Annotated in this window: 22 protein-coding genes and 1 pseudogene; 13 read left to right on the top strand and 10 right to left on the bottom strand. The window is 61.7% G+C overall.

Annotation, left to right across the window (positions count from 1 at the left end):
• Positions 1-134 precede the first annotated feature (134 nt).
• Both D3M70_RS11520 and argE read left to right on the top strand, forming a co-directional pair.
• Positions 135-809 (top strand): DUF1028 domain-containing protein, encoded by a 675-nt coding sequence (locus D3M70_RS11520; RefSeq protein WP_120125888.1) that lies wholly within the window; start codon positions 135-137, stop codon positions 807-809.
• Between the two features lie 30 nt (positions 810-839).
• Positions 840-2,003 (top strand): acetylornithine deacetylase, encoded by a 1,164-nt coding sequence (argE, locus tag D3M70_RS11515; protein WP_120125887.1) that lies wholly within the window; start codon positions 840-842, stop codon positions 2,001-2,003.
• A gap of 46 nt (positions 2,004-2,049) precedes the next feature.
• Here argE and D3M70_RS11510 read toward each other — a convergent pair whose 3' ends face one another.
• Positions 2,050-2,955 carry a LysR family transcriptional regulator gene (locus D3M70_RS11510; protein ID WP_120125886.1) on the bottom strand — a complete coding sequence of 302 codons (906 nt, stop codon included), beginning with the start codon at positions 2,953-2,955 and terminating at the stop codon, positions 2,050-2,052.
• 273 nt (positions 2,956-3,228) lie between these two features.
• Here D3M70_RS11510 and D3M70_RS11505 point away from each other — a divergent pair, with 273 nt between their 5' ends.
• The 8 genes and pseudogenes from D3M70_RS11505 (at position 3,229) to D3M70_RS11475 (ending at position 12,040) form a co-directional block, all read left to right on the top strand.
• Complete coding sequence (locus D3M70_RS11505) at positions 3,229-4,719, top strand: aldehyde dehydrogenase (RefSeq protein WP_120125885.1); 1,491 nt, start codon at positions 3,229-3,231, stop codon at positions 4,717-4,719.
• A gap of 235 nt (positions 4,720-4,954) precedes the next feature.
• Positions 4,955-6,358 carry a cytosine permease gene (locus D3M70_RS11500; RefSeq protein WP_120125884.1) on the top strand — a complete coding sequence of 468 codons (1,404 nt, stop codon included), beginning with the start codon at positions 4,955-4,957 and terminating at the stop codon, positions 6,356-6,358.
• Positions 6,355-7,989, top strand: coding sequence for a GMC family oxidoreductase (locus D3M70_RS11495; protein ID WP_120125883.1), 1,635 nt, complete (start codon positions 6,355-6,357; stop codon positions 7,987-7,989). The genes D3M70_RS11500 and D3M70_RS11495 overlap by 4 nt, the downstream gene beginning before the upstream one ends.
• A gap of 468 nt (positions 7,990-8,457) precedes the next feature.
• Entirely contained in the window at positions 8,458-9,444 is a 987-nt protein-coding gene (locus D3M70_RS11490) for an ABC transporter substrate-binding protein (protein WP_120125882.1), read from the top strand.
• 14 nt (positions 9,445-9,458) lie between these two features.
• A pseudogene (locus D3M70_RS33040) lies at positions 9,459-9,702 on the top strand (ABC transporter permease); the annotation flags it as partial.
• Position 9,703: 1 nt separating this feature from the next.
• Positions 9,704-10,226: ABC transporter permease (locus D3M70_RS11485; RefSeq protein ID WP_256659812.1), on the top strand; the 523-nt coding region annotated here is incomplete at its 5' end.
• Positions 10,214-11,053, top strand: coding sequence for an ABC transporter ATP-binding protein (locus D3M70_RS11480; RefSeq protein ID WP_120125880.1), 840 nt, complete (start codon positions 10,214-10,216; stop codon positions 11,051-11,053). The genes D3M70_RS11485 and D3M70_RS11480, both read left to right, overlap by 13 nt.
• Before the next feature lie 51 nt (positions 11,054-11,104).
• Positions 11,105-12,040, top strand: coding sequence for an NAD(P)-dependent oxidoreductase (locus D3M70_RS11475; protein ID WP_305955080.1), 936 nt, complete (start codon positions 11,105-11,107; stop codon positions 12,038-12,040).
• Between the two features lie 121 nt (positions 12,041-12,161).
• On the opposite strand, the gene D3M70_RS11470 is transcribed toward D3M70_RS11475, so the two are convergent.
• From D3M70_RS11470 to yghX, 4 genes are all read right to left on the bottom strand, one after another.
• A complete protein-coding gene (locus D3M70_RS11470; protein WP_120125878.1) occupies positions 12,162-12,695 on the bottom strand; it encodes a cytochrome P460 family protein in 534 nt (177 codons plus the stop codon).
• Positions 12,696-12,904: 209 nt separating this feature from the next.
• On the bottom strand, positions 12,905-13,612 hold the full coding sequence (locus tag D3M70_RS11465) for a GntR family transcriptional regulator (RefSeq protein WP_120125966.1): 708 nt from the start codon (positions 13,610-13,612) through the stop codon (positions 12,905-12,907).
• 15 nt (positions 13,613-13,627) lie between these two features.
• Positions 13,628-15,445: an allophanate hydrolase gene (atzF, locus tag D3M70_RS11460; RefSeq protein WP_120125877.1), complete on the bottom strand. Its 1,818-nt coding sequence runs from the start codon at positions 15,443-15,445 to the stop codon at positions 13,628-13,630.
• A 275-nt stretch (positions 15,446-15,720) separates the two neighbouring features.
• On the bottom strand, positions 15,721-16,608 hold the full coding sequence (yghX, locus tag D3M70_RS11455; RefSeq protein WP_120125876.1) for a YghX family hydrolase: 888 nt from the start codon (positions 16,606-16,608) through the stop codon (positions 15,721-15,723).
• A 305-nt stretch (positions 16,609-16,913) separates the two neighbouring features.
• Here yghX and D3M70_RS11450 point away from each other — a divergent pair, with 305 nt between their 5' ends.
• On the top strand, positions 16,914-17,345 hold the full coding sequence (locus tag D3M70_RS11450) for a nuclear transport factor 2 family protein (RefSeq protein ID WP_120125875.1): 432 nt from the start codon (positions 16,914-16,916) through the stop codon (positions 17,343-17,345).
• Between the two features lie 117 nt (positions 17,346-17,462).
• On the opposite strand, the gene D3M70_RS11445 is transcribed toward D3M70_RS11450, so the two are convergent.
• Positions 17,463-18,347 (bottom strand): LysR family transcriptional regulator, encoded by an 885-nt coding sequence (locus D3M70_RS11445; protein WP_120125874.1) that lies wholly within the window; start codon positions 18,345-18,347, stop codon positions 17,463-17,465.
• Positions 18,348-18,458: 111 nt separating this feature from the next.
• Between D3M70_RS11445 and argC the strand changes: the two genes are divergently transcribed.
• On the top strand, positions 18,459-19,382 hold the full coding sequence (gene argC / locus D3M70_RS11440; protein ID WP_120125965.1) for an N-acetyl-gamma-glutamyl-phosphate reductase: 924 nt from the start codon (positions 18,459-18,461) through the stop codon (positions 19,380-19,382).
• 15 nt (positions 19,383-19,397) lie between these two features.
• On the opposite strand, the gene D3M70_RS11435 is transcribed toward argC, so the two are convergent.
• Positions 19,398-20,300 (bottom strand): LysR substrate-binding domain-containing protein, encoded by a 903-nt coding sequence (locus D3M70_RS11435; protein WP_120125873.1) that lies wholly within the window; start codon positions 20,298-20,300, stop codon positions 19,398-19,400.
• 175 nt (positions 20,301-20,475) lie between these two features.
• Here D3M70_RS11435 and D3M70_RS11430 point away from each other — a divergent pair, with 175 nt between their 5' ends.
• Positions 20,476-21,447, top strand: coding sequence for a DMT family transporter (locus D3M70_RS11430; RefSeq protein ID WP_120125872.1), 972 nt, complete (start codon positions 20,476-20,478; stop codon positions 21,445-21,447).
• Positions 21,448-21,524: 77 nt separating this feature from the next.
• Here D3M70_RS11430 and eutC read toward each other — a convergent pair whose 3' ends face one another.
• The 3 genes from eutC to eat all read right to left on the bottom strand — a co-directional run bounded on the left by eutC (position 21,525) and on the right by eat (position 25,194).
• Complete coding sequence (gene eutC / locus D3M70_RS11425; protein ID WP_120125871.1) at positions 21,525-22,343, bottom strand: ethanolamine ammonia-lyase subunit EutC; 819 nt, start codon at positions 22,341-22,343, stop codon at positions 21,525-21,527.
• 22 nt (positions 22,344-22,365) lie between these two features.
• Positions 22,366-23,757: an ethanolamine ammonia-lyase subunit EutB gene (locus D3M70_RS11420; protein WP_120125870.1), complete on the bottom strand. Its 1,392-nt coding sequence runs from the start codon at positions 23,755-23,757 to the stop codon at positions 22,366-22,368.
• Positions 23,758-23,841: 84 nt separating this feature from the next.
• Positions 23,842-25,194: an ethanolamine permease gene (gene eat / locus D3M70_RS11415; protein WP_120125869.1), complete on the bottom strand. Its 1,353-nt coding sequence runs from the start codon at positions 25,192-25,194 to the stop codon at positions 23,842-23,844.
• Positions 25,195-25,553 lie beyond the last annotated feature (359 nt).

Below are 25,553 nucleotides of genomic sequence, written 5' to 3'. Positions count from 1 at the left end.
AGGCTCCACAAAAAACCTCGTTTCGCCAATGGCAGTGCATCGACAGAATGCTGTCATGTCCCATCCTCGACCGGGGAGCGTCCCGCGCTCCGGTCGACGGGTGGCAGGTCAGGACGGAACAGGACGAACACACCATGACGTTTTCAATCGTCGGCCGTTGCGCCGAAACAGGACAACTGGGCATCGCCATCAGCTCTTCGAGCATTGCCGTCGGCGCACGTTGCCCGTGGCTGCGTCCGGGGGTGGGTGCGGTGGCCACGCAGAACATCACCCTCCCCGCCCTCGGCCCGCAAGTGCTCGACCAGATGGAAAACGGTCTGTCCCCCGCACAAGCGCTGGACAAGGCCCTGACCAGCAACGGCTACAGCCAGTTTCGTCAGTTGACCGCCATCGATCACCTGGGTCAGACCGCGCACTTCAGCGGCAGCGAAACCCTGGGTACGCACAATGCGCTGGCGGGTGAGCAATGCGTCGGCGCCGGCAACATGCTCGCTGATCGCGCGGTCATCGAAGCGCTGGTGCAGACCTTTGAAAGCAGCGGCGGCCAGCTCGCGGACCGCCTGATCGCGGCGATGCAGGCAGCCGTCGCCGCCGGTGGCGAAGCAGGTCCGGTGCACTCCGCGGCCCTGGTGGTGGTCGGCGAACTGACCTGGCCTATCGTCGATCTGCGCGTGGACTGGGCCGATGAAGACCCCATCGGAAAACTCGCGCAACTGTGGACCGATTACAGCCCGCAGATGCAGGACTACATTACCCGCGCCCTGGATCCCACCAAAGCGCCGAGCTACGGCGTGCCCGGTGACGAATGAACCTGGGCGAAACAGACAAAGGATCGACATATGAGCACAAGCCGGGAGCTGTTGGCGGCGCTGGTGGGTTTCGACACCACCAGTCGCGAGTCGAACCTGCAACTGATCGAGTTCGTCCGTGATTATCTGGCGCAACTCGATGTGCCCTGCGAGCTGATCTACAACGAGCAGCGCACCAAGGCCAACCTCTTCGCAACCATAGGTCCGGCGGATCGTCCGGGCATCGTGCTGTCCGGCCACACCGATGTAGTGCCGGTGGACGGACAACCCTGGACCGTACCGCCGTTCGAACTCAGTGAAAAAAATGGCCAGTTGTTCGGGCGCGGCACTGCGGACATGAAGGGCTATATCGCCTGTGTGCTGGCGGCGGTCCCCGATCTGCTCGCTGCGCCGTTGAACATGCCAGTTCACATTGCGCTGTCCTATGACGAAGAAGTCGGTTGCCTGGGTGTGCGCTCGCTGCTCGCCGAGCTTGAGCAACGACCGGTCAAACCGCTGTTGTGCATCATCGGCGAACCCACCGAACTCAAGCCGGTGCTCGGCCACAAAGGCAAGCTGGCGATGCGTTGCGACGTGCATGGCGCGGCGTGTCACTCGGCGTACGCGCCACAGGGCGTGAATGCCATCGAGTACGCCGCCGAACTGATCGGCGAGCTGGGGCGCATCGGCTCGACCTTGCGCAAGCCTGAACTGCACGATGTGCGTTTCGATCCGCCGTTCACCACGGTACAGACCGGTGTGATCAGCGGCGGCAAGGCGCTGAATATCGTGCCTGCCGATTGCCGTTTCGATTTCGAAATCCGTGCGCTACCGGCGCAGGATCCGCGTGACGTGGCAGACCAGCTTCAGCAATACGCCGAGACCCATGTGTTGCCAATAATGCGCGCTGTAAATGCGGGCAGTGACATCCGCTTCTCCGAGCTGTCCGCATACCCCGGCTTGGTCACCGACGCGAAAAGCCAGGCGGCGAAGTTGATTGCGCAGTTCTGTGGCTCGGAAGCATTCACCACCGTGGCGTTCGGCACCGAGGGTGGGTTGTTCGACGCCATTGGTATTCCCACAGTGGTGTGTGGGCCGGGGAGCATGGATCAGGGGCACAAGCCGGATGAGTTTGTCAGCATCGAACAACTGGAGGGGTGTGATGCGATGTTGCGGCGGATGATTGATATTCTCCAGCTAACACAACCTCTGTAACCGTAGGGCCGGGCGGCTACAGAGGTGCAATGTCGTATACCGAGCGCTACTTCGGCGCCAACTCTTCCCGGCAATGATCCACGAACAACTGCGCCGGTTTGGTCAGTTGCGAACGGCGCAGCCAGGCCGCTGACAATCCTGAACCGGTGACCTCTTCGGCCAGCGGCACGCACACCAGTTTCTGTCCGTCGTAAGTGAGGTCGGATTTGGGTCGGGTCACCAGAATCGAAAAGCCGAATCCACGCCCGACCATCCCCCGCACCATCTCGATCGAGGGCGAGCTGAACTGGATGTGCGGCGTCAATCCGCGTTCTTCGAAGATGCTCACGAAGTAGGTCCGGCTCGGCTGCACGTCCAGCAGTACCATGGGTTCCAGCACCAGGTCATTGAGCGAAACCTTGGCCTGATTGGCGAAGCGATGCCCCTCCGGCAATAGCGCATACGGCTGCTGCGGCGCCATCAGAGGCGCCGTGTCGATGGTGCTGTCCAGATCGTGTTCGTAGAGGATTGCCAGGTCGATGCTGCCCGAAGTCAGCGCCTGCACCAGCTCTTGTTGCTCGCCATCGCGAATGCGGATTTCCACCCCCGGCCAGCGCTCGCGAAACCCTGAAATCAAGCGAGGCAGGTACAACGGTGCGACGGTTTCGAAACAGCCGATGTCGATCTGCCCGGCCACCACGTCGTTGTCCGCCAGCGCGTTCTGCTCGAACTCATGGGCCACGCGCAGCAACTCCTGAGCCTTGCGATAAAAGCGCGCACCGCTGGGGGTCAACGATACGCCCTGGGCGTGATGCCGAATGAACAACTGCACGGCGAAGCTTTCTTCCAGATGTTTGATCGCAGTCGAAACCGAAGGCTGTGCAATGTAGAGCTTGCGGGATGCCTCGGCGACGCTGCCGCACTCCACCGTGGTGACGAAATACTTGAGTTGTCGCAGGTTGTAGGCTGCCATTGCTACCTCGAATTCGGTGAATCGTGACCTCGGATCTTGCGCGCTATTCTGCGATGTTCAAAGCCTCTGAGAAACAAGCAAAATCCTGCCCATTGAAGCTAAAAAAACTGACCCCGAAACGGTGCGCAACGCACCGCAAAGGTGCGTTATTGGCGAGTTTTTTTATCGATAGCGAAGACATTTTTAATAATTTCCTGCCTTCCCCACATCGCCCACTATCGGCACCACTGATCGTGAACATGGTCCGCAGAGGCCATTGAAGGAGTGTGTGCAGTGACGGATTTGAAAAGCTGGCAACGCCTGGCTGAAAACCAACGTTTCATCCACGCGGCCTTGATCGCCGGCAATCCCCATCAGGCGCAGAGCGGTGAGACGTTCGCCGTCATCAACCCCGCCACTCACGCCTTGCTCGCCAACGTCGCAGCGTGTTCGGATGCAGAGGTCGATCTGGCGGTGGGCGTCGCGCGCAAGAGTTTCGAGAGCGGCCAGTGGGCGCGCATGCAACCCAAAGAGCGCAAGGCGATTCTGCTGCGTTTGTCCGAATTGATTCTGGCCCATCGCGAAGAGCTGGCACTGCTCGACTCCCTGAGCATGGGCAAGCCAGTGATGGACGCTTACAACATCGACGTGCCCGGCGCCGCCCATGTCTTCGCCTGGTACGCCGAAAGCCTCGACAAACTCTACGATCAGGTCGCCCCCACCGGCCCGGGCACGTTGGCGACCATCACGCGTGTGCCGCTGGGCGTGATCGCGGCGGTGGTGCCGTGGAACTTCCCCCTGGACATGGCCGCCTGGAAGCTCGCACCTGCGCTGGCTGCGGGCAACAGTGTGATTCTCAAACCGGCCGAGCAATCGCCGTTTTCAGCATTGCGTCTGGCCGAGCTGGCACTGGAAGCGGGCGTGCCGGAAGGCGTGTTCAACGTGGTCACCGGACTGGGCGAACAGGCCGGCCGTGCGCTGGGCCTGCATCCGGATGTCGATGCCTTGGCGTTCACCGGCTCGACCCAGGTGGGCAAATACTTCATGCAATACGCGGCGCAGTCCAACCTTAAGCAGGTATGGCTGGAGTGCGGCGGCAAGAGCCCGAATCTGGTGTTCGCCGATTGCCAGGATCTGGATCTGGCGGCCGAGAAAGCCGCTTTCGGGATCTTCTTCAATCAGGGCGAAGTCTGCTCGGCCAACTCGCGACTGTTGGTGCAGCGTTCGATTCACGATGAATTCGTCGAGCGCCTGATCGAAAAGGCACAGCACTGGCAGCCGGGCGACCCACTCGACCCGGCCAGCAAAATGGGCGCGATTGTTGATGCGACGCAGGCTGCCCGGGTGATGGACTACATCGCCCACGCCGGTGCCAGCGGCGCACGTCTGGTGGCGGGCGGCGACCGGGTGATGATCAACGGCTCGAACAATTTCATTCAGCCGACCCTCTTCACACACGTCACACCGGACATGCGTCTATCCCGCGAAGAGGTGTTCGGCCCGGTGCTTGCAATCACTGCATTCGACGACGAAGACCAGGCCGTGCAGATGGCCAACGATCACATCTACGGCCTTGCCGCATCGGTGTGGAGCGATGACCTCAACCGCGCCCATCGCGTGGCCAGCCGCTTGAATGCCGGGACCGTGTCGGTGAACACCGTGGACGCGCTGGACGTGACCGTGCCCTTCGGTGGCGGCAAGCAATCGGGCTTCGGTCGCGACCTGTCGCTGCACTCCTTCGACAAATACACCCAGCTGAAAACCACCTGGTTTCAGTTGCGCTGAGTCGTCTGCCTTTGCGCCTGTAGCAGCACGGCTTGCCGGCGGTGGCGTATCCGAGATCGCCTCCGCCGGCAAGCCGGACTGCTACAGAAAAGCACAGAGCCGTCCACACAGCCCTTGTAGCAGCACGGTTTGCCAGCGGTGGCGTATCCGAGATCGCCTCCGCAACAGGCCGGACTGCTACAGGGATGACCACTTTTGTCAGGGAACCCGACCTGGCACTACTTGAGTACCCCCCATGACTCACAACGACCCAAGCCCGGCAACCCTCGAACTGAGCACCATCCAGCCCATCGCCGCCGACCAGCGCCGTGGCCGTGCGCGCGATCTGTTCACCATCTGGTTCGGCTCCAACATCATGCTGCTGACCGTGGTCACCGGCGCGCTGGCGGTGACCGTCTTCAAGCTGCCGTTCATGGCGGCGATGACCGCATTGATTCTCGGCAACCTGATCGGCGGGATCTTCATGGCCCTGCACTCGGCGCAGGGTCCGCAACTGGGTGTGCCGCAGATGGTCCAGACCCGCGGGCAGTTCGGCTCGTACGGCTCGCTACTGGTGGTCGCGCTGGTCGTGATCATGTACCTGGGCTTCTTCGCCTCCAATCTGGTGCTCGGCGGGCAGTCGCTGCACAGCCGCTACGCGATGTTCAGCACCAATCAGAGCATCGTGCTGGTCGGCCTGATCAGCGTCGTCGCGACGGTGTTCGGCTACCGCCTGATCCACGCCTACACCCGCATCATGTCCTATCTGTCCGGGGCGATTCTGCTGCTGTGCTTCGTCTGGATCATCGCCGTACATGGCTTGCCAACGGACTTCCTGCAACGCAACGAAATGAACCTGGCGGGCTTTCTCGGCACCCTGTCCATCGCTGCGCTGTGGCAACTGGCGTACGCACCTTATGTGTCTGACTACTCGCGCTACATGCCAGCAGACACCGGCGGTAAAGCGGCGTTCTGGTCCAGCTACTGGGGCTGCTGCCTGGGTTCGATCCTGCCGATGGCATTGGGGGTGGTCGTCGGTTTGTGCGTCGAAGGCGACATTATTGCCGGGCTGATCGAAATGACCGGCAGTATTGCGACGCTGGTGGTCGCTGTGTTCTCCATCGGCATCGCCGCAACCAACGCCATGAACCTGTATTGCGGCACGCTCTCGGCGATCACGGTCGGCCAGACGCTGGTGCCGAAATGGTCGGCGGGTGCCCTCTCCCGCGCGATCACTGCGCTTGTGCTGTTTTCGATTTCCCTGACCCTGGCCCTGCTCGGTCAGGACGACTTCATGGCCAACTACACCAACTTCATTCTTCTGCTGCTGTACGTGCTGGTGCCATGGACCGCGATCAATCTGGTGGACTACTACCTGGTCGCCCACGGCAGCTACGACGTGGCCTCGTTTTTCCGTCGCGACGGCGGCATCTACGGCTATTTCAACTGGACGGCGGTGGGCTGCTATGTGCTCGGCATTCTGGTGCAGATCCCGTTCATGGCCACCGAGCTGTACACCGGCGTAATCGCCAAGGCCATGGGCGGTGCCGATGTATCGTGGATCGTCGGGCTGGTGGTGATCTCGCCGGTCTACTACCTGGCGAGTCAGCGCCGCAGCCGCAAGCAATCGAATCTGAGCGCCGTCGGGAGAAACGCATGAAAACCGAGTACGACTACATCATCGTCGGCGCCGGTTCTTCCGGTTGCGTGCTGGCGAACCGTCTGAGCGCGGACCCGGCTATCAGTGTCTGTCTGATCGAAGCGGGCAGCCACGACAACAACCTGCGTATCCAGACGCCCGCCGGGACCATCACGCTGTACAAGAGTAAAAAGTACAGCTGGAATTTCTTCTCCGCGCCGCAGAAAAACCTCAACGGCCGCAGCCTGCACACACCGCGTGGCAAGGCGTTGGGTGGGTCAAGCTCGATGAACAGCATGATCTATATTCGCGGCCACGCCAGCGATTACGACCGTTGGGCCGACGCCGGTTGCGCGGGTTGGGACTGGAACAGCGTGCTCCCTTATTTCAAGAAATCCGAGAACAACCGTCTCAGTCAGGACCCGCGTTTGCATGGCACCACGGGAGAGCTGAACGTCGAAGCCGCACGCGACCCCAATCCGGTGTCGCAGTTGTTCGTCAAAGCCGCGCAGAAGGTCGGCATTCGTCGTAATGACGACTTCAATGGCGAGCAACTTGAAGGGTGCGGGATCTACAACCTGACGCAGAAGGACGCCAGGCGGCTGTCGAGTTATCGCGCCTTCGTCGCGCCGGTGCTCGACCGGCCCAATCTCACCGTCATCACCGACTGCTCGGTGCAATCGCTGATCCTCGAACAGCGTGTGGCCAAGGGCGTACGGGTGATTTCGGAGGGGCAGCAGAGCCGTTTGACTGCTCGGCGCGAGGTGATTTTGTCGGCCGGGTCACTTGCCAGCCCAAGCCTGCTACTGGCCTCGGGTATCGGCCCTGCGAATGAACTGAAAAACGCCGGTATCAAGGTCGAACATGATCTGCCCGGGGTCGGCAAGAATTTGCAGGATCACCTCGACGGCCTGATCACCGTACGCTCGAAAAGTCCGCTGACCCTGGGGTTCTCGCTGGGTTCGTTGCCGAGCATTGTGATGTCGCCGCTGCGCTATCTGTTCGGCAAAAAGGGCTGGCTGACCACCAACTACGTGGAGGCCGGAGGCTTTGCGCGCACGCCGCTGGCGCAAGCGCTGCCCGATGTGCAGTTTCACTTCGTGCCGGGTTATCGCAGCCATCGCGGACGGCTGTTCGAATGGGGTCATGGTTATGCGGTGCACACCTGTGTATTGCGGCCAAAAAGCATCGGTGAAATGAAATTGAGCCGTGATGGAACACCCGTCATCGATTTCAACTTTCTGTCAGATCCTGAAGACGCAAAGGTCTTGATCGAAGGCCTGAAACTGGCGCGCAAGATCCTCGCCGATCAGCAGTTCGACGGCATTCGCGGCACAGAGATGCTTCCCGGCAAGCACGTCCAGACCGACGAGCAACTGATGACCTACGTGCGTGAGTACGCGGCGACAGTGTTTCATCCGGTGGGCACCTGCAAGATGGGGGTCGACCCGATGAGTGTCGTGGGGCCGGATCTGAAAGTGCACGGTATCGAAGGGCTGCGCGTGGTCGACGCCTCGATCATGCCGACACTGATCAGCGGCAACACCAATGCCCCGTGCATCATGATCGGGGAGAAGGCGGCGGACATGATTTTACACGGCAACGTGCAGCCCAGTGCCCGACCAACTCCGGAACCCGCTGTCGCTTTCTGACCCACACCTCGCTCCGCTTCTGCCCGGAGGGCGTAGGAGCGTGGCTTGCCCGCGATCTGCTGCGCAGCGGCAGTAAAACCATCCGACCTCGCAGTGTCTGGCGTATCGCGTGCTCAGGATTTGCTGCCGCTTTGCGCCAGATCGCGGGCAAGCCACGCTCCCACGCCCTCCAGGCAGAATCAAAAGCAGGCCAAATTGGCCGCAAGAGAATGCCGTTTTTGCGCACCGCCAGGTAGCGTTCGTTAGCGCCCACGCCCCACCTTTGCGCACGATTTTTACCCCAGTTTTTTCCTCGTCAGGGACCACATATTTACTAATTTTCGTCCGCCTCGACATCGGCCAACATCAGCCCTGCCCCACAGAGGCACAAGGTCCGTCAGAGGCCACGAGCGTTTGAAGTTTTTGGCATCTAGCCCCACTGCCCCGAGACAAATACGAAATTAAAAAACCACCATCCGGGAGTGTTCAATGATCAAGTCTTTCGTATCGCGCTGCGTGCGTCCGCTGGCCCTGACTGCCATGGCTGCCGGCATCGCCAGTGGCGCCCAGGCCGGCACCCTGTCCATCGGTCACACCACCTGGGTGGGTTACGGCACCCTGTATCTGGCTCAGGACCTGGGCTACTTCAAGGAAGGTGGTCTGACCGTCGAGCTGCCGACCATCGAAGAAGCCTCGATGTACATGGCCGCCCAGGCCTCGGGCAAGTTGTCCGGTTCGGCGTCGACCCTGGATGAAATCCTCAAGTACCGCCCGCAGTTCTGCTTCAAGGCCGTGGCCGCGCTGGATGAAAGCCATGGCGGCGACGGCGTGCTGGTGGGCAAAGACATCAACAGCCTGCAGGACCTCAAGGGTAAGGCCGTGGCCGTCAACGAAGGGTCGGTCTCGCAGTTCTGGCTCAACTACCTGCTGAAAAACGCCGGTATGAAGATGAGCGACCTGACCATCCAGAACATGACCGCCGACGACGCAGCCACCGCCTTCATCGCCGGCCGCGTACCGGCCGCCGTGACCTGGGAACCGCACCTGAGCACCGTGCGCAACAAGCAGCAAGGCAAGGTCCTGGTGGACAGCAGCACCACGCCTGGCGTGATCGTCGATGTCGTGGCCTTGAGCTGCGATGTGATCGACAAGCAACAGGCTGACGTCAAGGCACTGGTCGCCGGCTTGTACAAGGCCGTGCAGTACACCAAGGACCACCCGAAAGAAGCCTACGCGATCATGGCCAAAGGGGTCGGCGGCTACCTGGCTGACCCGGCCGAACTGGAAGCGGCCGCCAAAGGCGTGCGTTTCTATGATCAGGCCATGAGCGAAAAACTGCTGGGCAGCAACGGCAGCACCGGTGATGCCGTAACGGTCATCAAACTGGCCAACGAAACCGCCAGCGAGCTGCAGGGCAAGCCGTACAACGTGAGCTACAGCGACCTGGTCGACAACCGCTTCATCAGCCCTAAATAAACCGGGAGCACGTCATGTCCAAGCGCAATTCGTGGCTGAACCGTTGCCTGACGCCCAAGACCAGCCTGCCGGTGCAGGTGATCTGGAGCGCCAGCGGTCTGGCCTGGGCCCTGTTGATCGGCCTGTGGGCCTTTCTTTCCTACGGCGGCGTGGTGCCGGCGATGTTCCTGCCGACGCCGGGCGCGGTCTTCGAGGCTGCGATGCGCCTGGCCCGTGACGGCACCCTCGGTCCGCATGTGTGGGCGAGCGTGGAAGTGGNGCCCATCGGTCTGATGATGGGCAGTTTCCGCGTCGTCCAGGCGTTCCTGGAACCGCTGGTCAACTTCATCCGCTACCTGCCGGTCACCTCGTTCGTGCCGCTGTTCATCCTGTGGATCGGGATCGGTTTGGAACAGCGCGTCTCGATCATCATCTTCGGTGTGTTCTTCCAGCAACTGGTGATGATTGCCGACGTGTCCAAAGGCATTTCCAAGGACCTGATCAACGCGTCGTACACCCTGGGCTCCAGCCGCACGGACGCTGTATTGCACGTCATCGCCCCCGCTTCATTGCCCGGCGTGCTGGACACCTTGCGCGTAACCATGGGCTGGGCGTGGACCTATCTGGTGGTCGCCGAACTCGTTGCCGCTTCCAGCGGTCTGGGCTACCTGAGCCTCAAGGCGATGCGCGGGTTTCAGGTCGACGTGATTTTCCTGGCAATCGCGGTCATCGGCCTGCTGGGCCTGATCACGGATCAACTTTTCAGATTTCTTCGCTTGAAGGTGGCCGCATGGGCTCAGTAATCGCAACCTCGCCGATCCCGCTTCGCCCGGCTCCCGTGGCAGCTGCGGCCACGCCGCGCTTGCGGGTCGACAACGTCACCCTGCAATACAAAACGCCCTCGGGCAGCACGTTCACAGCGCTGGACAAGGTGTCGTTCGAGGTGCCCGACCAGCAATTCGCGGTGCTGGTGGGGCCGTCGGGCTGCGGTAAATCCAGTTTGCTGTATTTGACCGCAGGTCTGGCCGAGCCGACTTCAGGTGACATTTACGTCGGCGGCCAACAAGTGGACGGCCCCGGTGCCGATCGCGGCATGGTGTTCCAGGGCTACACGCTGTTCCCGTGGCTGACCGTGCGCAAGAACATCGAATTCGGCCTGAAGCGCCGTGGCATGCCCGCTGCCGAGCGCAAGGAAATCGTCGATTTTTACCTCAACGAAGTCGGTCTGCTGCGCTTCGCCGACAACTATTCCAAGCAGTTGTCGGGCGGGATGATGCAGCGTGTGGCGATTGCCCGTGCACTGGCCAATGATCCGCAGATCCTGCTGATGGACGAACCCTTCGGCGCCCTCGACAGCCAGACCCGTCTGCAGATGCAGCAACTGCTGCTCAAGGTCTGGGAGCACAGCAAGAAAACCGTGCTGTTCGTCACTCACGATATCGATGAGGCGATTCTGCTGGGCGACCGCATCTTCGTCATGGGCGCCCGCCCCGGCCGGATCAAGGAAGTGCTGGATGTGCCCATCGGCCGTCCGCGCAACCTGGACATGGTCATGGACCCGGAATTCATCCGCATGAAGCGCAATATCTTTCATCTGCTGCATGACGGTCCGGAAGATCACGACCACTGAGTGCCCATCAACCGATAACACCTTCGTACTACCGCCAGGGATCGGCGTGCGGTGCTAGAGTGCTCGACCACAGAAGTGACACTCATCAACGTCGTTCACGGGAGAGTACATCGGATGAAAATCGGATTCTTGGGCCTGGGAAACATGGGTCAGGCCATCGCGACCAACCTGCTCAAGGGCGGGCACGAATTGCTGGTCTGGAACCGTTCGCCGCAAGCGACTCAGCCATTGGTGGAACTGGGAGCAACCGCAGTGACGGAACCGGCACAGGCATTTGCCGCCGACGTGGTGTTCAGCATGCTGGCGGACGACAAGGCAATGCGTTCGGTGCTGCTGGATTCGGGTCTGTTGAAGCAACTGAAGGGGCCAGGGGTTCACGTCAATCTGGCGACCATCGCTGTCGAGTTCGCCGATGAACTGGCCGGGCTGCATCAGGCACAGGGCATCGATTACATTGCAGCGCCGGTATTGGGTCGTCCGAATGTCGCGGCGGCTGCGCAGTTGAACATTCTGGCGGCCGGTCCCGAAGCGGCCATCGATAAGGTACAGCCTCTGTTCGACCTGATCGGTCGCAAGACCTGGCGACTGGGCGACAAGGCGTCGGCGGCGAATGCGATGAAGCTGGCGGCCAACTTCTTGCTGGTGTCGGCGGTGGAGGCCATGAGCGAGGCGTCCGTGCTGGTGACGCGCCATGGATTGACGTCCAGGGACCTGGTGGATCTGGCATCGAACACGATTTTTCCGGGGCCGGTGTATTCGGGTTACGGGGCGTTGATCGCCGATCGTCGTTATGAACCGGCAGCGTTCAAGGCGGTGTTGGGTCTCAAGGATGTGGATCTGGTGTTGGCGGCGGCCAGTCAGGTGTCCGTGCAGATGCCGACCGCCGAGATGATCCGCGCCAATCTTCAGGATGCCGTCGATCACGGGCAGGGCGAGATGGACCTGGCGGTGCTGGCTGAGGTGGCCGAGCGCCGCAATCCGGGCTGATAGTTCGGTCTGTTCGTTGATCGTTTCCACGCTCCGCGTCATTTCGGACGCAGAGCGTACCGGGAGGCATTCCCGCGCAGAGCGTGGGAACGATCAGATCAGGTCAGCCACGCCAAATCCCTCAACGCGCCCAACGCGTAAACACCAGATCGTGATCCTTGACCCGCGCCTGATGACAACCCAGGCACGTCTGGTGCTGCATCTCGTCTACCGGCTGACCATTGACGAAGCGCCCGAAGCCCCAGCCGCCGGAGTCCTTGTACTTCACCGAATCCTTGACCATGAACTGCACCGTGGTCGCATCGCCGGGAATCGATGCGGGTTCGAATTCGGGTGACTGGACATGCTTCCACGCCAGCTTGGTCAGAATGGTGCCATCAGGAAACGGCAGCGTTCCTTCTGTGTAGGCCTTGATCGCAATATCGTTACCAAGCACCGCGCGAATCTCGTTCAGCGGCGCACCTTCGACGGCAGGCGCAATCAGTTGCCATTGACGATAACCGTCAGGAATCGTGACGCCGTAGATCGGCGATGCCGCGGCGGCGTGAGTCTCGGCACTGTTGCCCTTCTCACCGCTGCCGTCTGCCAAGACAAAAGGCACCGCGAGGACGGCTGCGAGGGCGGCTGCGATCAAACCGATACGGGCGCTTTTCATGAGTGGCCTCCTTGGGTGCGTTGAGTGGCTGGACCTCAAGGCTAAAGAGGCGATGTATCTGCGGTGTATCGGTTAAACCCGTAATTGCAATGTCATGTATGCAGCCCCCCGGCAGATACGCTGCGATACAAACCGCACGTTTGCTGAATTCGCTGCATGGCAAGCAGATCGAGTCGCTGGCGGAGGCCGAAGTCTGGCGGGCGGCCATTTCAGGATTCGATGCGCTGCCGGGCGACGTGCAACCTGTGCAAGGTGATCTTGCGCACTTCCTGCTTGCTGAGGGTGATGTGGGTGTTCAGCATCTGCCGAGCCTGCTCGGTGCGGCGCTGAAGAATGGCATCGAGAATCTGCCCGTGCTCTGAATAGGTCGCATCGACACGCGGCGCCTGAGTGAAATCCAGACGCCGGATGATGCGGATCTTCTCGGTGATTTCCAGATGCATGCGCGCCATTTCGGCGTTGCCCGCCGCTTCGACCAGGGCACAGTGGAAACGCTCGTCGAGCGCCGAAACCTGTGCGGCATCCTGCAAGCGTTCGCCTTCGCTCACCTGCCAGGTGGCTTTGAGCTCATCGATCACAGGATGGCCCTCAAGCGCCATGTGCTCCAGACGCGCGAGCGCCGCACTTTCCAGCACGATGCGAACGTCGTACAGCTCCTCGAAATAATTGAAGTCGAATGCCCTCACCTGCCAGCCGCTGCGGAAATACACCTGTAGATAGCCCTCGCGCTCTAGCCGATACAGCGCCTGGCGCACCGGTGTGCGACTGGCCTGAACGCGTTCGGCCACCTCGTTCTCGCTGAAGCGATCGCCAGGCAGCAATCGAAACTCGAAGATGTCGTCCTTGAGCTGCTGGTAGATCCGCTCGACCATGTTTTCCGGGCGGTCTTTGGTTTTTCGCGACGCGGCGATCTGCATGATGATGTCCACAAGTCAGGGCTTTTTCAGGCTGGCGATGTAGGCGCGCCAGCCGCCGAATGCCGTGATGTCCAGCGCATCGGCCAACGCCCATGGCTCGCAGATGAAGCCCTTCACGCTGCGGCCGTCGACCAATGTGAGGTTGCCAATGCCCAACGGCGCGGGGATTTCGGCGACGAATTCACCGAACCGCGCCAGCGGAACATCCCACAACTCGACGATGATCGATTGGCCGCTTTGCGCCTTCGCCAGTCCCGGTTTGGGCGGTACGGTGGCCGGCAGCGCGTAGAGACGATAATCACGTTCGGTCAGGGTCTGTTCTACGAACACTGCGTCGCGGCTGGTCAGCTGGAAATTCAGCGGCATGCCGGTCAGGTGTGCGCCGACCACGGCCACGCGAACACTGCCCTGCGGTGGGAGCGCGGGGCTCTGGTGGGTTGGAAACGGCCGTCCGGTGGCGCCCATCGGCAGTTGCAAACGGGCTTGCCATTGCTTGCCGAAACGGGCCAGTGCCGTGTCGTGCCACGCCGGTGCGATCAGCGTGATGCCCGCTGGCAGGCCGTCCGCACGCATCCCGGCCGGTAACGCCAAGGCCGACAGGTCCGCCAGGTTGGTGAAATTGGTGTAGAAGCCGAACTGCGAGTTGTACAGCACCGGTTCCGCCTCCATCTCGGCGAGGGTGCGGATCGTCGCCGATGTCGGCACCACCAGCGCGTCGTAACCGGCCAGAGCGTCATTGATCTGCCGACTGAGCGTGGCGCGCAAGTATTCGGCCTTGTAGGCGTCACAGGCGCTGTAACCCAAGCCGTTCTCGACGATGCCGCGCACCACAGGGTTGATCGCATCCGGGTTGGACTCGAGCATCGACTCCAGCGCCACGGTCCGTTCGGCGACCCACGAGCCGTAATACAACTGCTCGGCCAGTGCCTGGAACGGCGTGAAGTCGATGCGGGTGATTTCGGCGCCCATGTTGCTGAGTGTTAGTAACGCCTGCTCATATACCGCCTGATTCTGCGTGTCGCCGAAAAATTCCAGCGTCGCAGGCACAGCCAGTTTGAACGCCGTGGAGAAGCCGACCGGTGCGGTGTTCGGGTTGCGTCGTGAATACGCGTCGCTGGCGTCATAGCCCTGCGCAACGGCCGCCACGGATTCAGCGTCGTCGACAGTCAGCGCGAAGATCGAAATGCAATCCACCGTACGACACGCCGGCACCAGACCGGTGTTCGACAGCCGGCCCTTGGTCGGTTTCAACCCCACGATGTTGTTGAACCCGGCGGGCACCCGGCCCGAGCCCGCTGTGTCAGTGCCCAGAGAGAACGCCACCAGGCCGCGGGCCACGACCGACGCCGAACCGGAGCTCGAACCACCGCTGACGTAGGCCGGATTGAAGCTGTTGGACACCGCACCGTAAGGCGAGCGTGTGCCCACCAGCCCTGTGGCGAACTGATCGAGGTTGGTCTTACCCATCAGAATCGCGCCTGCAGCGCGCAGGCGAGCCACCACGCTCGCGTCGGCGCTGGCGGTGTAGGCGAACTCCGGGCAGGCGGCGGTGGTCGGCCACTCGGCGGCGTCGATGTTGTCCTTGATCGCGAACGGCACGCCGTACAGCGGCAACTTGCTGATGTCGCCGCCGACGGATTCGAGGCGGCTGGCGAGTTCGGCCACTTGTGCATCGAGCTGTGCGGGGCTGACGCGGGAAATCCACGCGTTGTCCGTGTCGGGGTAAGCCGTGAGCAGCGTCAGCAACCCTGCCGGGGTCATTTCACCGTTTTGATAGGCAGCAAGCCATTGGTTTACGGTCCAGCCAAACAGGGGGTTCTGAGCGTTGTGCATTGTGGATTCCATCTTGTATCCAAGTTTGAATCCATCGAAAGCAAAACATGGGCCATGCGCTTGAAGGCCTTTGTTTCCGGGCAGATGGTGAAAGCACCGGCCGAATATGCAGCGAGAAAATGCCCGCTAACGAGGCAGCCGTGACTGGTTTTGGTGCCGGCAGTCGCAGAGGATGCTGCTGCCTGGCGCCAGATCGCTGGCAAGGTGGCGCCACGCCATTGAATGCCCGCCGGGAACATGAGTCCATCGGCTGGCACAGTTCCCGGCTCTGACCGTTACAACAAGTACGTGTTGAACCATTCAAGGGTTCTGTCCCACGCCAGTCGCGCTGCCGTGTCGTCATAACGCGGCGTCGAGTCATTGTGGAAACCGTGATTGGCGCCCTTGTAGATGTGCGCCTCATAGACCTTGCCCGACGCCTTGAGCGCCTGCTCATAAGCCGGCCAGCCGTCGGTGATGGGCTTGTCGAGTTCGGCGTAGTGCAGCAACAGCGGTGCCTTGATCTTGCTGACATCTTCGGCTCTGGGTTGCCTGCCGTAAAAGGGAACGGCCGCCGCCAGTTCCGGGTAAGCCACTGCTGCGGCGTTGGCCACACCGCCGCCGTAACAGAAACCGGTGATACCGACTTTACCCGTGGAGGCGTGATGCGCCATCAACCATTCGATGGCGGCGAAGAAGTCGTTCATCAGTTTTTCGGGGTCAACCTTTTGCTGTAACTCACGGCCCTTGTCATCGTTGCCGGGGTAGCCGCCGACCGAGGACAGACCGTCCGGTGCCAGCGCGACGAAGCCGGCCTTGGCCACGCGCCTGGCGACGTCTTCGATGTAGGGATTGAGCCCGCGGTTCTCATGGACCACCAACACCGCCGGCAGCCTGGCCGAAGCCTTCGCCGGGCGCACCAGATAGCCGCGCACCTGACCATGGCCTTTGGGCGACGGGTAAGCCATGTATTCGGCGACGATGTCGGGGTCGGTGAATGCCACCTGCTCGGCCAGCGCGTAGTTCGGACTCAGCGACGCCAGAATGGCCGTCGCGGTGAGGCCGCCCAGGGTGAACACCGCAGCGCGGTCGAGAAACTCTCGGCGATTGATCTTGCCGTGCACGTAAAAGTCGTAGAGCTCGAGCAATTCCGGGGCGAAGTCCTTGGCAGTGAGACGAGTCATCGGAGCTTGTCCTCATAAATTGTCGGCGCGTCATCGGGCGTTTCAACATGTCCGCCCGATGCGTTGGCAAAGAACGATGATTAAAGCAGCGTTTCGTCTTGTTGCCAGCGGTGCAGCGGGATGAATGGCAGATAGGCTCGGTCAAGTTCGGTGTGCGGATTACAAATGCCCGCACCTGTTAATGACTCGGGGCTCCCTGAAATCGAGTCGTATGATAACGTACGAAAACTCGCTTCCCGGTTCGCCTGGACTACGCTGGAGCGAGGGTGCTTCTGACCCGCCGACAATAAAAAAGGGATACATCGATGACCAGAATGAAATTGCTCGTAGGATTTATGTGCCTGTTTTCCGGGTACGTGGCGGCCTCCACGGCCAGCGACGAACAGGATGTGGCCAAGGCCGTGGACAAGATGACGCAAGCCATGTTGCACAAGGACATTGCTACTCTTAACGCCCTGACATCAGACAACGTCACCTACGGACACTCCAGCGGCAAGATCCAGAACAAGCAGGAATTCGTCGCCGACATCGAAACCGGCCGCAGCGGATTCAAGACACTGCAGATGCTCAACCAGAAAATCAAAATGAACGGCGACACCGCCCTGGTGCGCAACCACTTCTCCGCCCAGGCGGTGAACAGCGGGGTCGAAGTCCCCACCGAGATCGAAAACTTCCAGATCTGGCAAAAACAGAAAGGCCAGTGGCTGTTGATCGGGCGTCAGGCGTTCAAGTTCTGATAAACCCATTTGCCACTGCTACCGAGCGAGAGTGCTTTGGCTTTGGATTCTGACCGGAGGCCGCGGGAGTCAAGCCTGGCTCCCCCGCCCTCCGGGCAGATACCTGATCGTGCAGCATCACAACGCCTCCAACCCCCAAAGCACATCCAGCACATGCTGCGTCGAGCGTTCGACGTGTCCGGCACGATGGGCGATGCCCAATTCTCGCCACAGCGTCGGCTGCAACGCACGCATGGCGATCCGCTCTTCCGGTGCGGGCGTCGACGCTTCATGGGGCAACAGGGTGGCACCGTATCCCGCCGCCACCAGGCTCTTGATCGCATCGTTGTAATTGAGCTGAATGCGTGGCGTGGGCAGCGGCCCTTCGCCGGCGAACCACTCCGCGACCTGTCGGGACAAGCGCGTGCTGTTGTCGTTGAGAATCAGCGGCTGGGCGGCCAGCCAACTCGGCGTGATGACTGATGGACATTCCCAGCGCGCCGGAAGAAACGCCATCACCGGGTCCCGTCGCCATGGCCTGATCTGCAACCCTTTGACCGGCGGCTGCGGCAGCGCAATCACGCCGATGTCGAGACTGCCATCGGCCAGTTTCTGCAAGGTCTGTTGCGAGGTCTGAACCGCCACTTGCACATCGATGCCCCCGTGCTCCCGGCCCAGGGTCTCCAGCGCTTCAGGGATCAACTGCGCGATCACACCGGTGGACGCCCCCAGCCGCACCCGACCGGCAAGTCCCTGCACCTGACGCTGCACGTCTTCCAGCGCCTGATCGGCGTCGGTCAACAGGCGACGAGCCCGTTCGATCAGCGTCTCGCCAATAGCCGAGGGCTGGACCCGGCCCCGTGTACGCGAGAGCAAGGCAGCGCCGACCCGCTCTTCAAGATCGGCAATGTGCAGGCTGACGGTCGGCGGCGCCAGATTCAACAGCCGCGCGGCCTCAGCGAACGAGCCGTGGTCGGCGATTGCCACCAGAGTGCGTAACCGATCCAGGCTGATTTCGCGCATGGCATTGCCCCTTCAGGAAAACTGAATCCCATCGTTAGTAAATTCAACTTTTCCTATCTTACGCGTGGCCCGAAGATGATCGCCATTGATGATTTTCCCGAGAGCGCATCCATGTCCATTCCTGTTGTTTTCATTGACGGCGACCAAGGCACCACCGGCCTGCAGATCCATCAACGGCTGCAAGGCCGCACTGACCTGAAACTCGTGACCCTCCCCGCCGATCAACGCAAGAACGCCGCCAGCCGTGCAGCCGCAATCAACGCCTGCGACATCGCCATACTTTGCCTGCCGGACGACGCCGCGCGTGCCGCCGCCGCGAGCATCGAGCACCCTGCCGTGCGGGTAATCGATGCCAGCTCTGCCCATCGCACCGACCCGGACTGGGTCTACGGTTTCGCACAGATGAGCACCGACCAGCACGCCGCCATCGCCAATGCCCGCCGGGTCAGCAATCCGGGTTGCTACCCCACCGGCGCGATCGGTTTGCTGCGCCCGTTGCTGGACGCAGGTCTCGTGCCTCGGGATTACCCGATCAGCATCAACGCGGTGTCCGGTTATTCGGGTAAAGGCCGGGCCGGGGTCGATGAGTTCGAAGGCCCGGACGCTGGGCAGGCCACGCCCTTTCAGGTCTACGGCCTGGGTCTGGCGCACAAGCACATTCCGGAGATCCAGCAATACAGCGGCCTGAGCGAGCGGCCGATGTTCATCCCGGCGTACGGCTCGTTTCGTCAGGGCATCGTGCTGACCATCCCGCTGCAAGTGCGCCTTTTGGCAGACGGTGTAACCGGCGCGAAACTGCACGCCTGCCTGGAGCAGCATTACGCGGGCAGCGGTTTTGTAGAGGTCGTGGCAATGGAAGAATCGAAGGCCCTTGGCGGTCTGGACCCTCGCCAGTTGAACGGCACCGACAAGCTGCGGTTGATGGTCTTCGAAAACGCCGGCCACGTATTGCTCGCCGCCGTCTTCGACAATCTGGGCAAAGGCGCCGCCGGGGCTGCGGTGCAGAATCTGGACCTGATGATTGCCGGTATCTGAGACAGGAGATCCGAGCTACACCAACTCGCTGCGTAACCACTCCACCAGCAGGTTCGCTTCTTCCCGACGCGCCTGCCCGTGGCGGCGATACACCGACAGCGCCTCAGTCAGGTGCACGCTCTGGCTGAAGGGTGCGACCAGCACGCCGCTGTCCAGCATGCGCTGTGCCGTGCGCCGCCAGCCCATGACCAGGCCGTGGCCTTCGACGGCGGCGTGCAGCATCAGTGCATAAGTGTCGAACGAGAGCCTGCGTGCGCTGCGTGGCAACTCATGCCCGAATGTCGCCAGCCAGGTATCCCACTCCAGTTGATAAACAGGCAGCGCGTCGTGATGCAGCAACGTATGGCGTGCCAGGTCGTCGAGCCCCGTCGGCGACCCGTGCCGTTGCAGATAATGCGGGCTGCACACCGGAAAGACGTCGTCGGCTGCCGTGAACAGCAGCGGATGCAGGCCGTGGTCGCGGTTGCTGCTCTGCATCGCCACGTCGAAGTAGCCCTGAAAATCGGTCAGCGGTTGCGTCCAGGTCACCATCTTCAGTTCGATTTCCGGGTACTGCTGATGAAAATTCGACAGCCGCGGCATCAGCCAGTGAAACGCCTCGCAGGGCTGACACAGCAGCGCCACTTCATTCTTCCCCGCCACCCCGCGCAGGCGATCGGCCGTGCTGCCGATCTCGCGCAATGCATTACCCAGCGTGAGACTGAACTCGCGTCCGGCATCGGTCAGGAACACCGCCCGGTTACGTCGCTGAAAAAGGCGGATGCCAAGGCTTTCTTCGAGTGCGCGAATTTGCCGACTGACCGCTGCCTGAGTGAGGTTGAGTTCCTCTGCGGCACGGGAAAAGCTGAGCAGTCGAGCGGCGGCCTCGAACGGCAGAAGACTGGCCAGGGGTGGTAGGGATTTGCCGAGCTTATTCATAACTCTCTGTAATGGATCGCGACGAAGACATCATTTGTAGCACAGCGGTGGGGATCGGCAAGATGACCGCCAATCATTGAATATCAGGCGACAGGAACATCTGTAGCAGTCCGGCTTGCCGGCGGTGGCGTTTTTGGGAGCGCCGCGACAATCCAGATACTTTACGGGAGTCAGCATGAGCTCATCGCAGTCGGTCATCTTGCAAGGCGTGGGGTTCGCGGTGCTGGCGACATTGAGCTGGGCCTGCAACTTCATTGCGCCCTACGTGCTGCAGGGTTACAGCATTCAGGATTTGATGCTGGTGCGTTTCGTGATGGCCGGTCTGATCGCCGGTGTGTTGCTGCCGTTCTACCGTGCTCAACTGCGCGGCTTGGGTCCACGCCAGTGGCTCACCGGCATGGGCCTCGGCGTGCTGGGTTATCTGGCCTACAGCAGCTGCATCGCAGGGGGTGTGATCTACGGCGGGCCGTTAATGATTGCCGCGTTTATCGGCACGGTGCCAGTGTTGCAGGCATTGCTGGGTAACGCGACGCACCGGTCGCTGCGCTGGAGGCAGCTGGCCCTGCCGATCTCGTTGCTGTGCCTTGGGCTGGTGCTGATCAATCTGCACGTGCTGCGCGATCCGCCAGGCGCAGCACCGGTGCTGTGGGCGGGACTGGCGTTCTCCCTCGGCGCTGTTCTGATCTGGCTGTCGTTCAGCGTGATCAATCAGGCGGCGATGGAACATCTGCACACTGCTGCCACCGGCGTCTGGACCTGCCTGATGATGATGGGTGCGGGACTCGCGGCGCTGGTGCTCACCCCGCTGGCCTGGGCTGCGGACCTGTTGCGGCTTCCAACGCTGGGGTTCGCTACCCCCGACGCGCTGCACCTGTACGGCTGGGCGCTGTTTATCGCACTGATGTCGTCAGTGATCGGCGCCGGCGCCTGGAACCTCGCTTCCCGACGATTGCCGATGGTGCTGTCGGGGCAGTTGATCGCACTGGAGTCCTTCTTCGCCACGGTGCTGGGGCTGGCTTTTCACGGTCGCCTGCCGACCATGACCGAAACCCTCGGACTGGCGCTGATCCTGTTCGGCACCGCGCAATCGGTGCGCATCATCCTTACCACACCACGCCACGACGCCCGGTGCCCGTCCGCGCTTTGACCGGCGTGACGGTCTGGCTGGTCTTCTGATGAAAGGCTGAACCTGTAGCAGTCCGGGCCGCAATGGCGGCTGGACGTTCAGCCGCCAATCAGGAAATTCCCCGGCCGCACGCCTTCGCCGCCCTCCAGCACCGGTACTTGCGCGTCGTCCTTCAAGTTCACGCCGGACAACTGCCGCCGCCAGGCCTCGCGCATCAGGTACAACAATTTGTGCGCTGCCATGGCGTAGCTCATGCCTTCCAGTCGCACATTGGAAATGCAATTGCGTGACGCATCGTTCAAGCCGACCCGCGGTGCGTAGGTGAAATACAGCCCCAGACTGTCCGGGGAGCTGAGGCCCGGGCGCTCGCCGATCAAAATCACTACCATCCGCGCCTTGAGCAGTTCGGCCACTTCGTCGGCCACCGCAACGCGACCTTGCTCGACCAAAACCACGGGCGCCACGCTCCAGCCTTCGGCACGCGCCAGTTCATCGATGCGTTCGAGCATCAACGGGCTGTGACGCTGCACGGCGAGCGAAGACAAACCATCGGCCACCACCAGGGCAAGATCGAAACCCTCAGGGTGCGCCTCGCCATAACCGCGCAGCTGCTCGACCGAATCGGCCGACAGCCTGCGGCCCAGATCCGGCCGTTGAAGGTAGATGTTGCGATCTGGCGCGGAGCTGTGAACCGTGAGGCTTTCCCGCTGACGACCAGCGAGGTGTTCACTCAACGCTGCGTGATCGAAAGGCAAATGAACGGCGTCGCGGGCCTGGGCGTGGGCGAACTGAAAATCCAGCTGCGCGGAGGTCGGCAAGCTCGTGCCCGCATGGCCCAGAGCAATGCGCGCAGATGTCAGCGAACGCAGTTGTCGCCAGGCATCGACGTGCGCGGGCGATTTGTTCTCATCACTCATGACCGGTGTCCTTCTTCAACGGCTATTTCAACTGCGCCAGCGCCTTGCGGAACAGCGGCGGAACCCCCTGCCCCAGATGCACGCCGCCGTCGTCCTGACGCAGGATATCCATGCGCGTCAGCCAGGCCTCGAACTCCGGCGCCGGTCGCAGGCCAAGGGTCTTGCGCGCATAAAGGGCGTCGTGGAACGAGGTGGTCTGGTAGTTGAGCATCACGTCATCGGAGCCGGGAATGCCCATGATGAAATTGATGCCCGCGACCCCGAGCAGGGTCAGCAGCATGTCCATGTCGTCCTGATCGGCTTCGGCGTGGTTGGTGTAGCAGATGTCGCAACCCATGGGCACGCCCAGCAACTTGCCGCAGAAATGATCTTCCAGCCCGGCGCGAATGATCTGCTTGCCGTTATACAGGTATTCCGGGCCGATGAAGCCGACCACGGTATTGACCAGAAACGGATTGAAATGCCGCGCCACGGCATAGGCGCGGGCTTCGCAGGTCTGCTGGTCGACGCCATGGTGAGCGTTGGCCGACAGCGCGCTGCCCTGCCCGGTTTCGAAGTACATCAGGTTGTTGCCCAACGTGCCGCGTTTCAGGCTCAGCCCCGCTTCGTAGCCTTCCTGCAGAATGTCCAGGCTGATGCCAAAACTGCTGTTGGCCGCCTCGGTGCCGGTGATGGACTGAAACACCAGATCCACCGGCACACCCTTTTCGATGGCCGCCACCGACGAGGTGACGTGGGTCAGCACGCAGGACTGAGTGGGAATCTCGTAGTGGCGAATCACGCCGTCGAGCATCTTCAACAGCTCGGTGATGGCGCTGATGCTGTCGGTGGCCGGGTTGATGCCGATCATGGCATCGCCGTTGCCGTACAGCAGACCGTCAAGCACGCTGGCGGCGATTCCCGCCGGATCATCGGTCGGATGGTTGGGTTGCAGGCGGGTCGACATGCGCCCGCGCAGCCCTACGGTGTTGCGAAAACGGGTGACGACCCGGATTTTCTGCGCGACCAGCACCAGGTCCTGCACACGCATGATCTTTGACACCGCCGCCGCCATTTCCGGGGTCAGCCCCGGCGCCAATGCCCGCAGGCTGGCCTCGGTGGCATCGTCGCCCAGCAGCCAGTCGCGAAAGCCGCCGACGGTCAGGTGACTGACCGGGGCAAACGCAGCCTTGTCGTGGCTGTCCATGATCAGGCGCGTGACTTCGTCCTGCTCGTACGGGATCAGCGCTTCACTGAGGAAACGCTTGAGCGGCACGTCGGCCAGGGCCATTTGCGCCGCTGCGCGCTCGGCGTCGCTGGTGGCGGCGATTTCCGCGAGGAAGTCGCCGGAACGTGCCGGACTGGCCTTGGCCATGAGTTCGCGCAGGCTGTCGAAGCGCCAGACCATGCCACCGATGCTATGGGAAAAACTCATAGGCCCTCTTCCTTATCGTTCCACGTTGACCAGCGCTTGCAGCGCCTTGATCAGTGGCAACCGCAGCTTTCCATCCGCTCGCTATCAGCTGGCAACTGCAACAACCGCGCCGCGACTGCGGACCACTTTGCAGAACAGCGCGCCCACTGCCATCAGGCAGAGGAAGATGCCGCAGATCACCAGATTGAACCAGACCATCGCAATCAGACACACCACCGCCAACACCAGCGCGATACCCGGCACGATCGGGTAACCCGGCGCGCGGAAGCTGCGTTCCAGATCCGGTTCGCTGCGACGCAGCTTGAACAGGCTCAGCATGCTGACGATGTACATCACGATAGCGCCAAATACTGACATGGTGATCATCGCAGCGGTCAGCGTCATGCCTTGCAGGTTGACCAGGCCGTCACTCAGGATCGCCAGAATACCCACCACGCCGCCCGCGAGAATCGCACGGTGCGGGGTCTGGAAGCGCGACAGCTTGGCCAGGCTCGGTGGCAGGAAACCTGCGCGGGCCAAGGCGAAGAACTGACGCGAATAGCCCAGAATGATGCCGTGGAAACTCGCGACCAGACCGAACAGGCCGATCCACACCAGCATGTGCATCCAGTTGGAGTTGTTGCCGACCACCGCTTTCATCGCTTGAGGCAGCGGGTCATTGATGTTCGACAGCGCGCGCCAGTCACCCACGCCACCGGCGAAGATCATCACGCCGATGGCCAGCACGACGAGGGTCAGGATGCCTGCCACGTAAGCGCGGGGGATGGTGCGTTTCGGGTCTTTGGCTTCTTCCGCCGCCATGGCCGCGCCTTCGATGGCGAGGAAGAACCAGATGGCGAACGGGATGGCCGCGAAGATACCGCTGATCGCGGGCAGGCTGAAGGTGTCGGAACCGGCCCATCCACCCAGCACGAAATTGCTGAAACTGAAGCCCGGCGCGACCACGCCCATGAACACCAGCAGTTCGGCCACGGCCAATACCGTCACGACCAGCTCGAAGGTCGCTGCAATGCTGACGCCCAGGATATTCAGGGTCATGAACACGATGTACGCGCCAATGGCCGCGACTCGCGGGTCCAGCGACGGGTATTGCACGTTGAGGTACGCCCCGATGGCCATCGCGATGGCCGGGGGTGCGAAGACGAATTCGATCAGCGTCGCGAGACCGGCGATCATCCCGCCCGTGACGCCGAAGGCGCGCAGGCTGTAGGCGAACGGGCCGCCTGCGTTGGGAATGGCAGTGGTCAGTTCGGTGAAACTGAAGATGAAGCAGGTGTACATCACCGCCACCATCAGCGTGGTGACCAAAAAGCCCAGCGTACCCGCCGTGCCCCAGCCGTAACTCCAGCCGAAGTATTCGCCGGAAATCACCAGGCCTACGGCCAGTCCCCACAGATGCAGGGTTCCCAATGTTGGTTTGAGTTGTGAAGCAGTCATGAGTGTGCACCCCGGTAGCCAGGCGACGGTATTTGCCTGACGTCGAGCATAGTCACAGGTTCATCGCCAAGGCTTGACCGCACGGCGCGCGGATTGTCATGTGCGGTCAAGTTTTCGAACTGTTTTGCGGCGATGCGCCAACCCGGCGCGTGAACGGGACCGCGTGCTTTATATCAGGTCAAAAAATCGGGGGCGGTGTGCAACCTCAGTTCCCAGATCGAATCCTGCGGGGTGGGTCGTCGGGTAGCAACTTCAGCCCGCGACGACTCGCGTTGCAGGAGCGCGCTTGCCCCCGATGGCGTTCTTGAAGAAAAGCATGTTTCGCCTGGCAGGGCCCTATCGCGGGCAAGCGCGCTCCT

Source organism: Pseudomonas sp. LS-2, assembly GCF_003605735.1.
In the GTDB taxonomy this organism is placed as follows: Bacteria; Pseudomonadota; Gammaproteobacteria; order Pseudomonadales; family Pseudomonadaceae; genus Aquipseudomonas.
The sequence above is the reverse complement of the archived record's forward strand: the minus strand, read 5'-3'. Positions and strand labels throughout refer to the sequence as shown.

Coding starts and splice junctions, on each gene's coding strand:
- D3M70_RS11520 (WP_120125888.1), top strand. CDS start 135: ATGACGTTTTCAATCGTCGGCCGTTGCGCCGAAACAGGACAACTGGGC.
- argE (WP_120125887.1), top strand. CDS start 840: ATGAGCACAAGCCGGGAGCTGTTGGCGGCGCTGGTGGGTTTCGACACC.
- D3M70_RS11510 (WP_120125886.1), bottom strand. CDS start 2,955: ATGGCAGCCTACAACCTGCGACAACTCAAGTATTTCGTCACCACGGTG.
- D3M70_RS11500 (WP_120125884.1), top strand. CDS start 4,955: ATGACTCACAACGACCCAAGCCCGGCAACCCTCGAACTGAGCACCATC.
- D3M70_RS11495 (WP_120125883.1), top strand. CDS start 6,355: ATGAAAACCGAGTACGACTACATCATCGTCGGCGCCGGTTCTTCCGGT.
- D3M70_RS11490 (WP_120125882.1), top strand. CDS start 8,458: ATGATCAAGTCTTTCGTATCGCGCTGCGTGCGTCCGCTGGCCCTGACT.
- D3M70_RS11480 (WP_120125880.1), top strand. CDS start 10,214: ATGGGCTCAGTAATCGCAACCTCGCCGATCCCGCTTCGCCCGGCTCCC.
- D3M70_RS11470 (WP_120125878.1), bottom strand. CDS start 12,695: ATGAAAAGCGCCCGTATCGGTTTGATCGCAGCCGCCCTCGCAGCCGTC.
- D3M70_RS11465 (WP_120125966.1), bottom strand. CDS start 13,612: ATGCAGATCGCCGCGTCGCGAAAAACCAAAGACCGCCCGGAAAACATG.
- atzF (WP_120125877.1), bottom strand. CDS start 15,445: ATGCACAACGCTCAGAACCCCCTGTTTGGCTGGACCGTAAACCAATGG.
- yghX (WP_120125876.1), bottom strand. CDS start 16,608: ATGACTCGTCTCACTGCCAAGGACTTCGCCCCGGAATTGCTCGAGCTC.
- D3M70_RS11450 (WP_120125875.1), top strand. CDS start 16,914: ATGACCAGAATGAAATTGCTCGTAGGATTTATGTGCCTGTTTTCCGGG.
- D3M70_RS11445 (WP_120125874.1), bottom strand. CDS start 18,347: ATGCGCGAAATCAGCCTGGATCGGTTACGCACTCTGGTGGCAATCGCC.
- argC (WP_120125965.1), top strand. CDS start 18,459: ATGTCCATTCCTGTTGTTTTCATTGACGGCGACCAAGGCACCACCGGC.
- D3M70_RS11435 (WP_120125873.1), bottom strand. CDS start 20,300: ATGAATAAGCTCGGCAAATCCCTACCACCCCTGGCCAGTCTTCTGCCG.
- D3M70_RS11430 (WP_120125872.1), top strand. CDS start 20,476: ATGAGCTCATCGCAGTCGGTCATCTTGCAAGGCGTGGGGTTCGCGGTG.
- eutC (WP_120125871.1), bottom strand. CDS start 22,343: ATGAGTGATGAGAACAAATCGCCCGCGCACGTCGATGCCTGGCGACAA.
- D3M70_RS11420 (WP_120125870.1), bottom strand. CDS start 23,757: ATGAGTTTTTCCCATAGCATCGGTGGCATGGTCTGGCGCTTCGACAGC.
- eat (WP_120125869.1), bottom strand. CDS start 25,194: ATGACTGCTTCACAACTCAAACCAACATTGGGAACCCTGCATCTGTGG.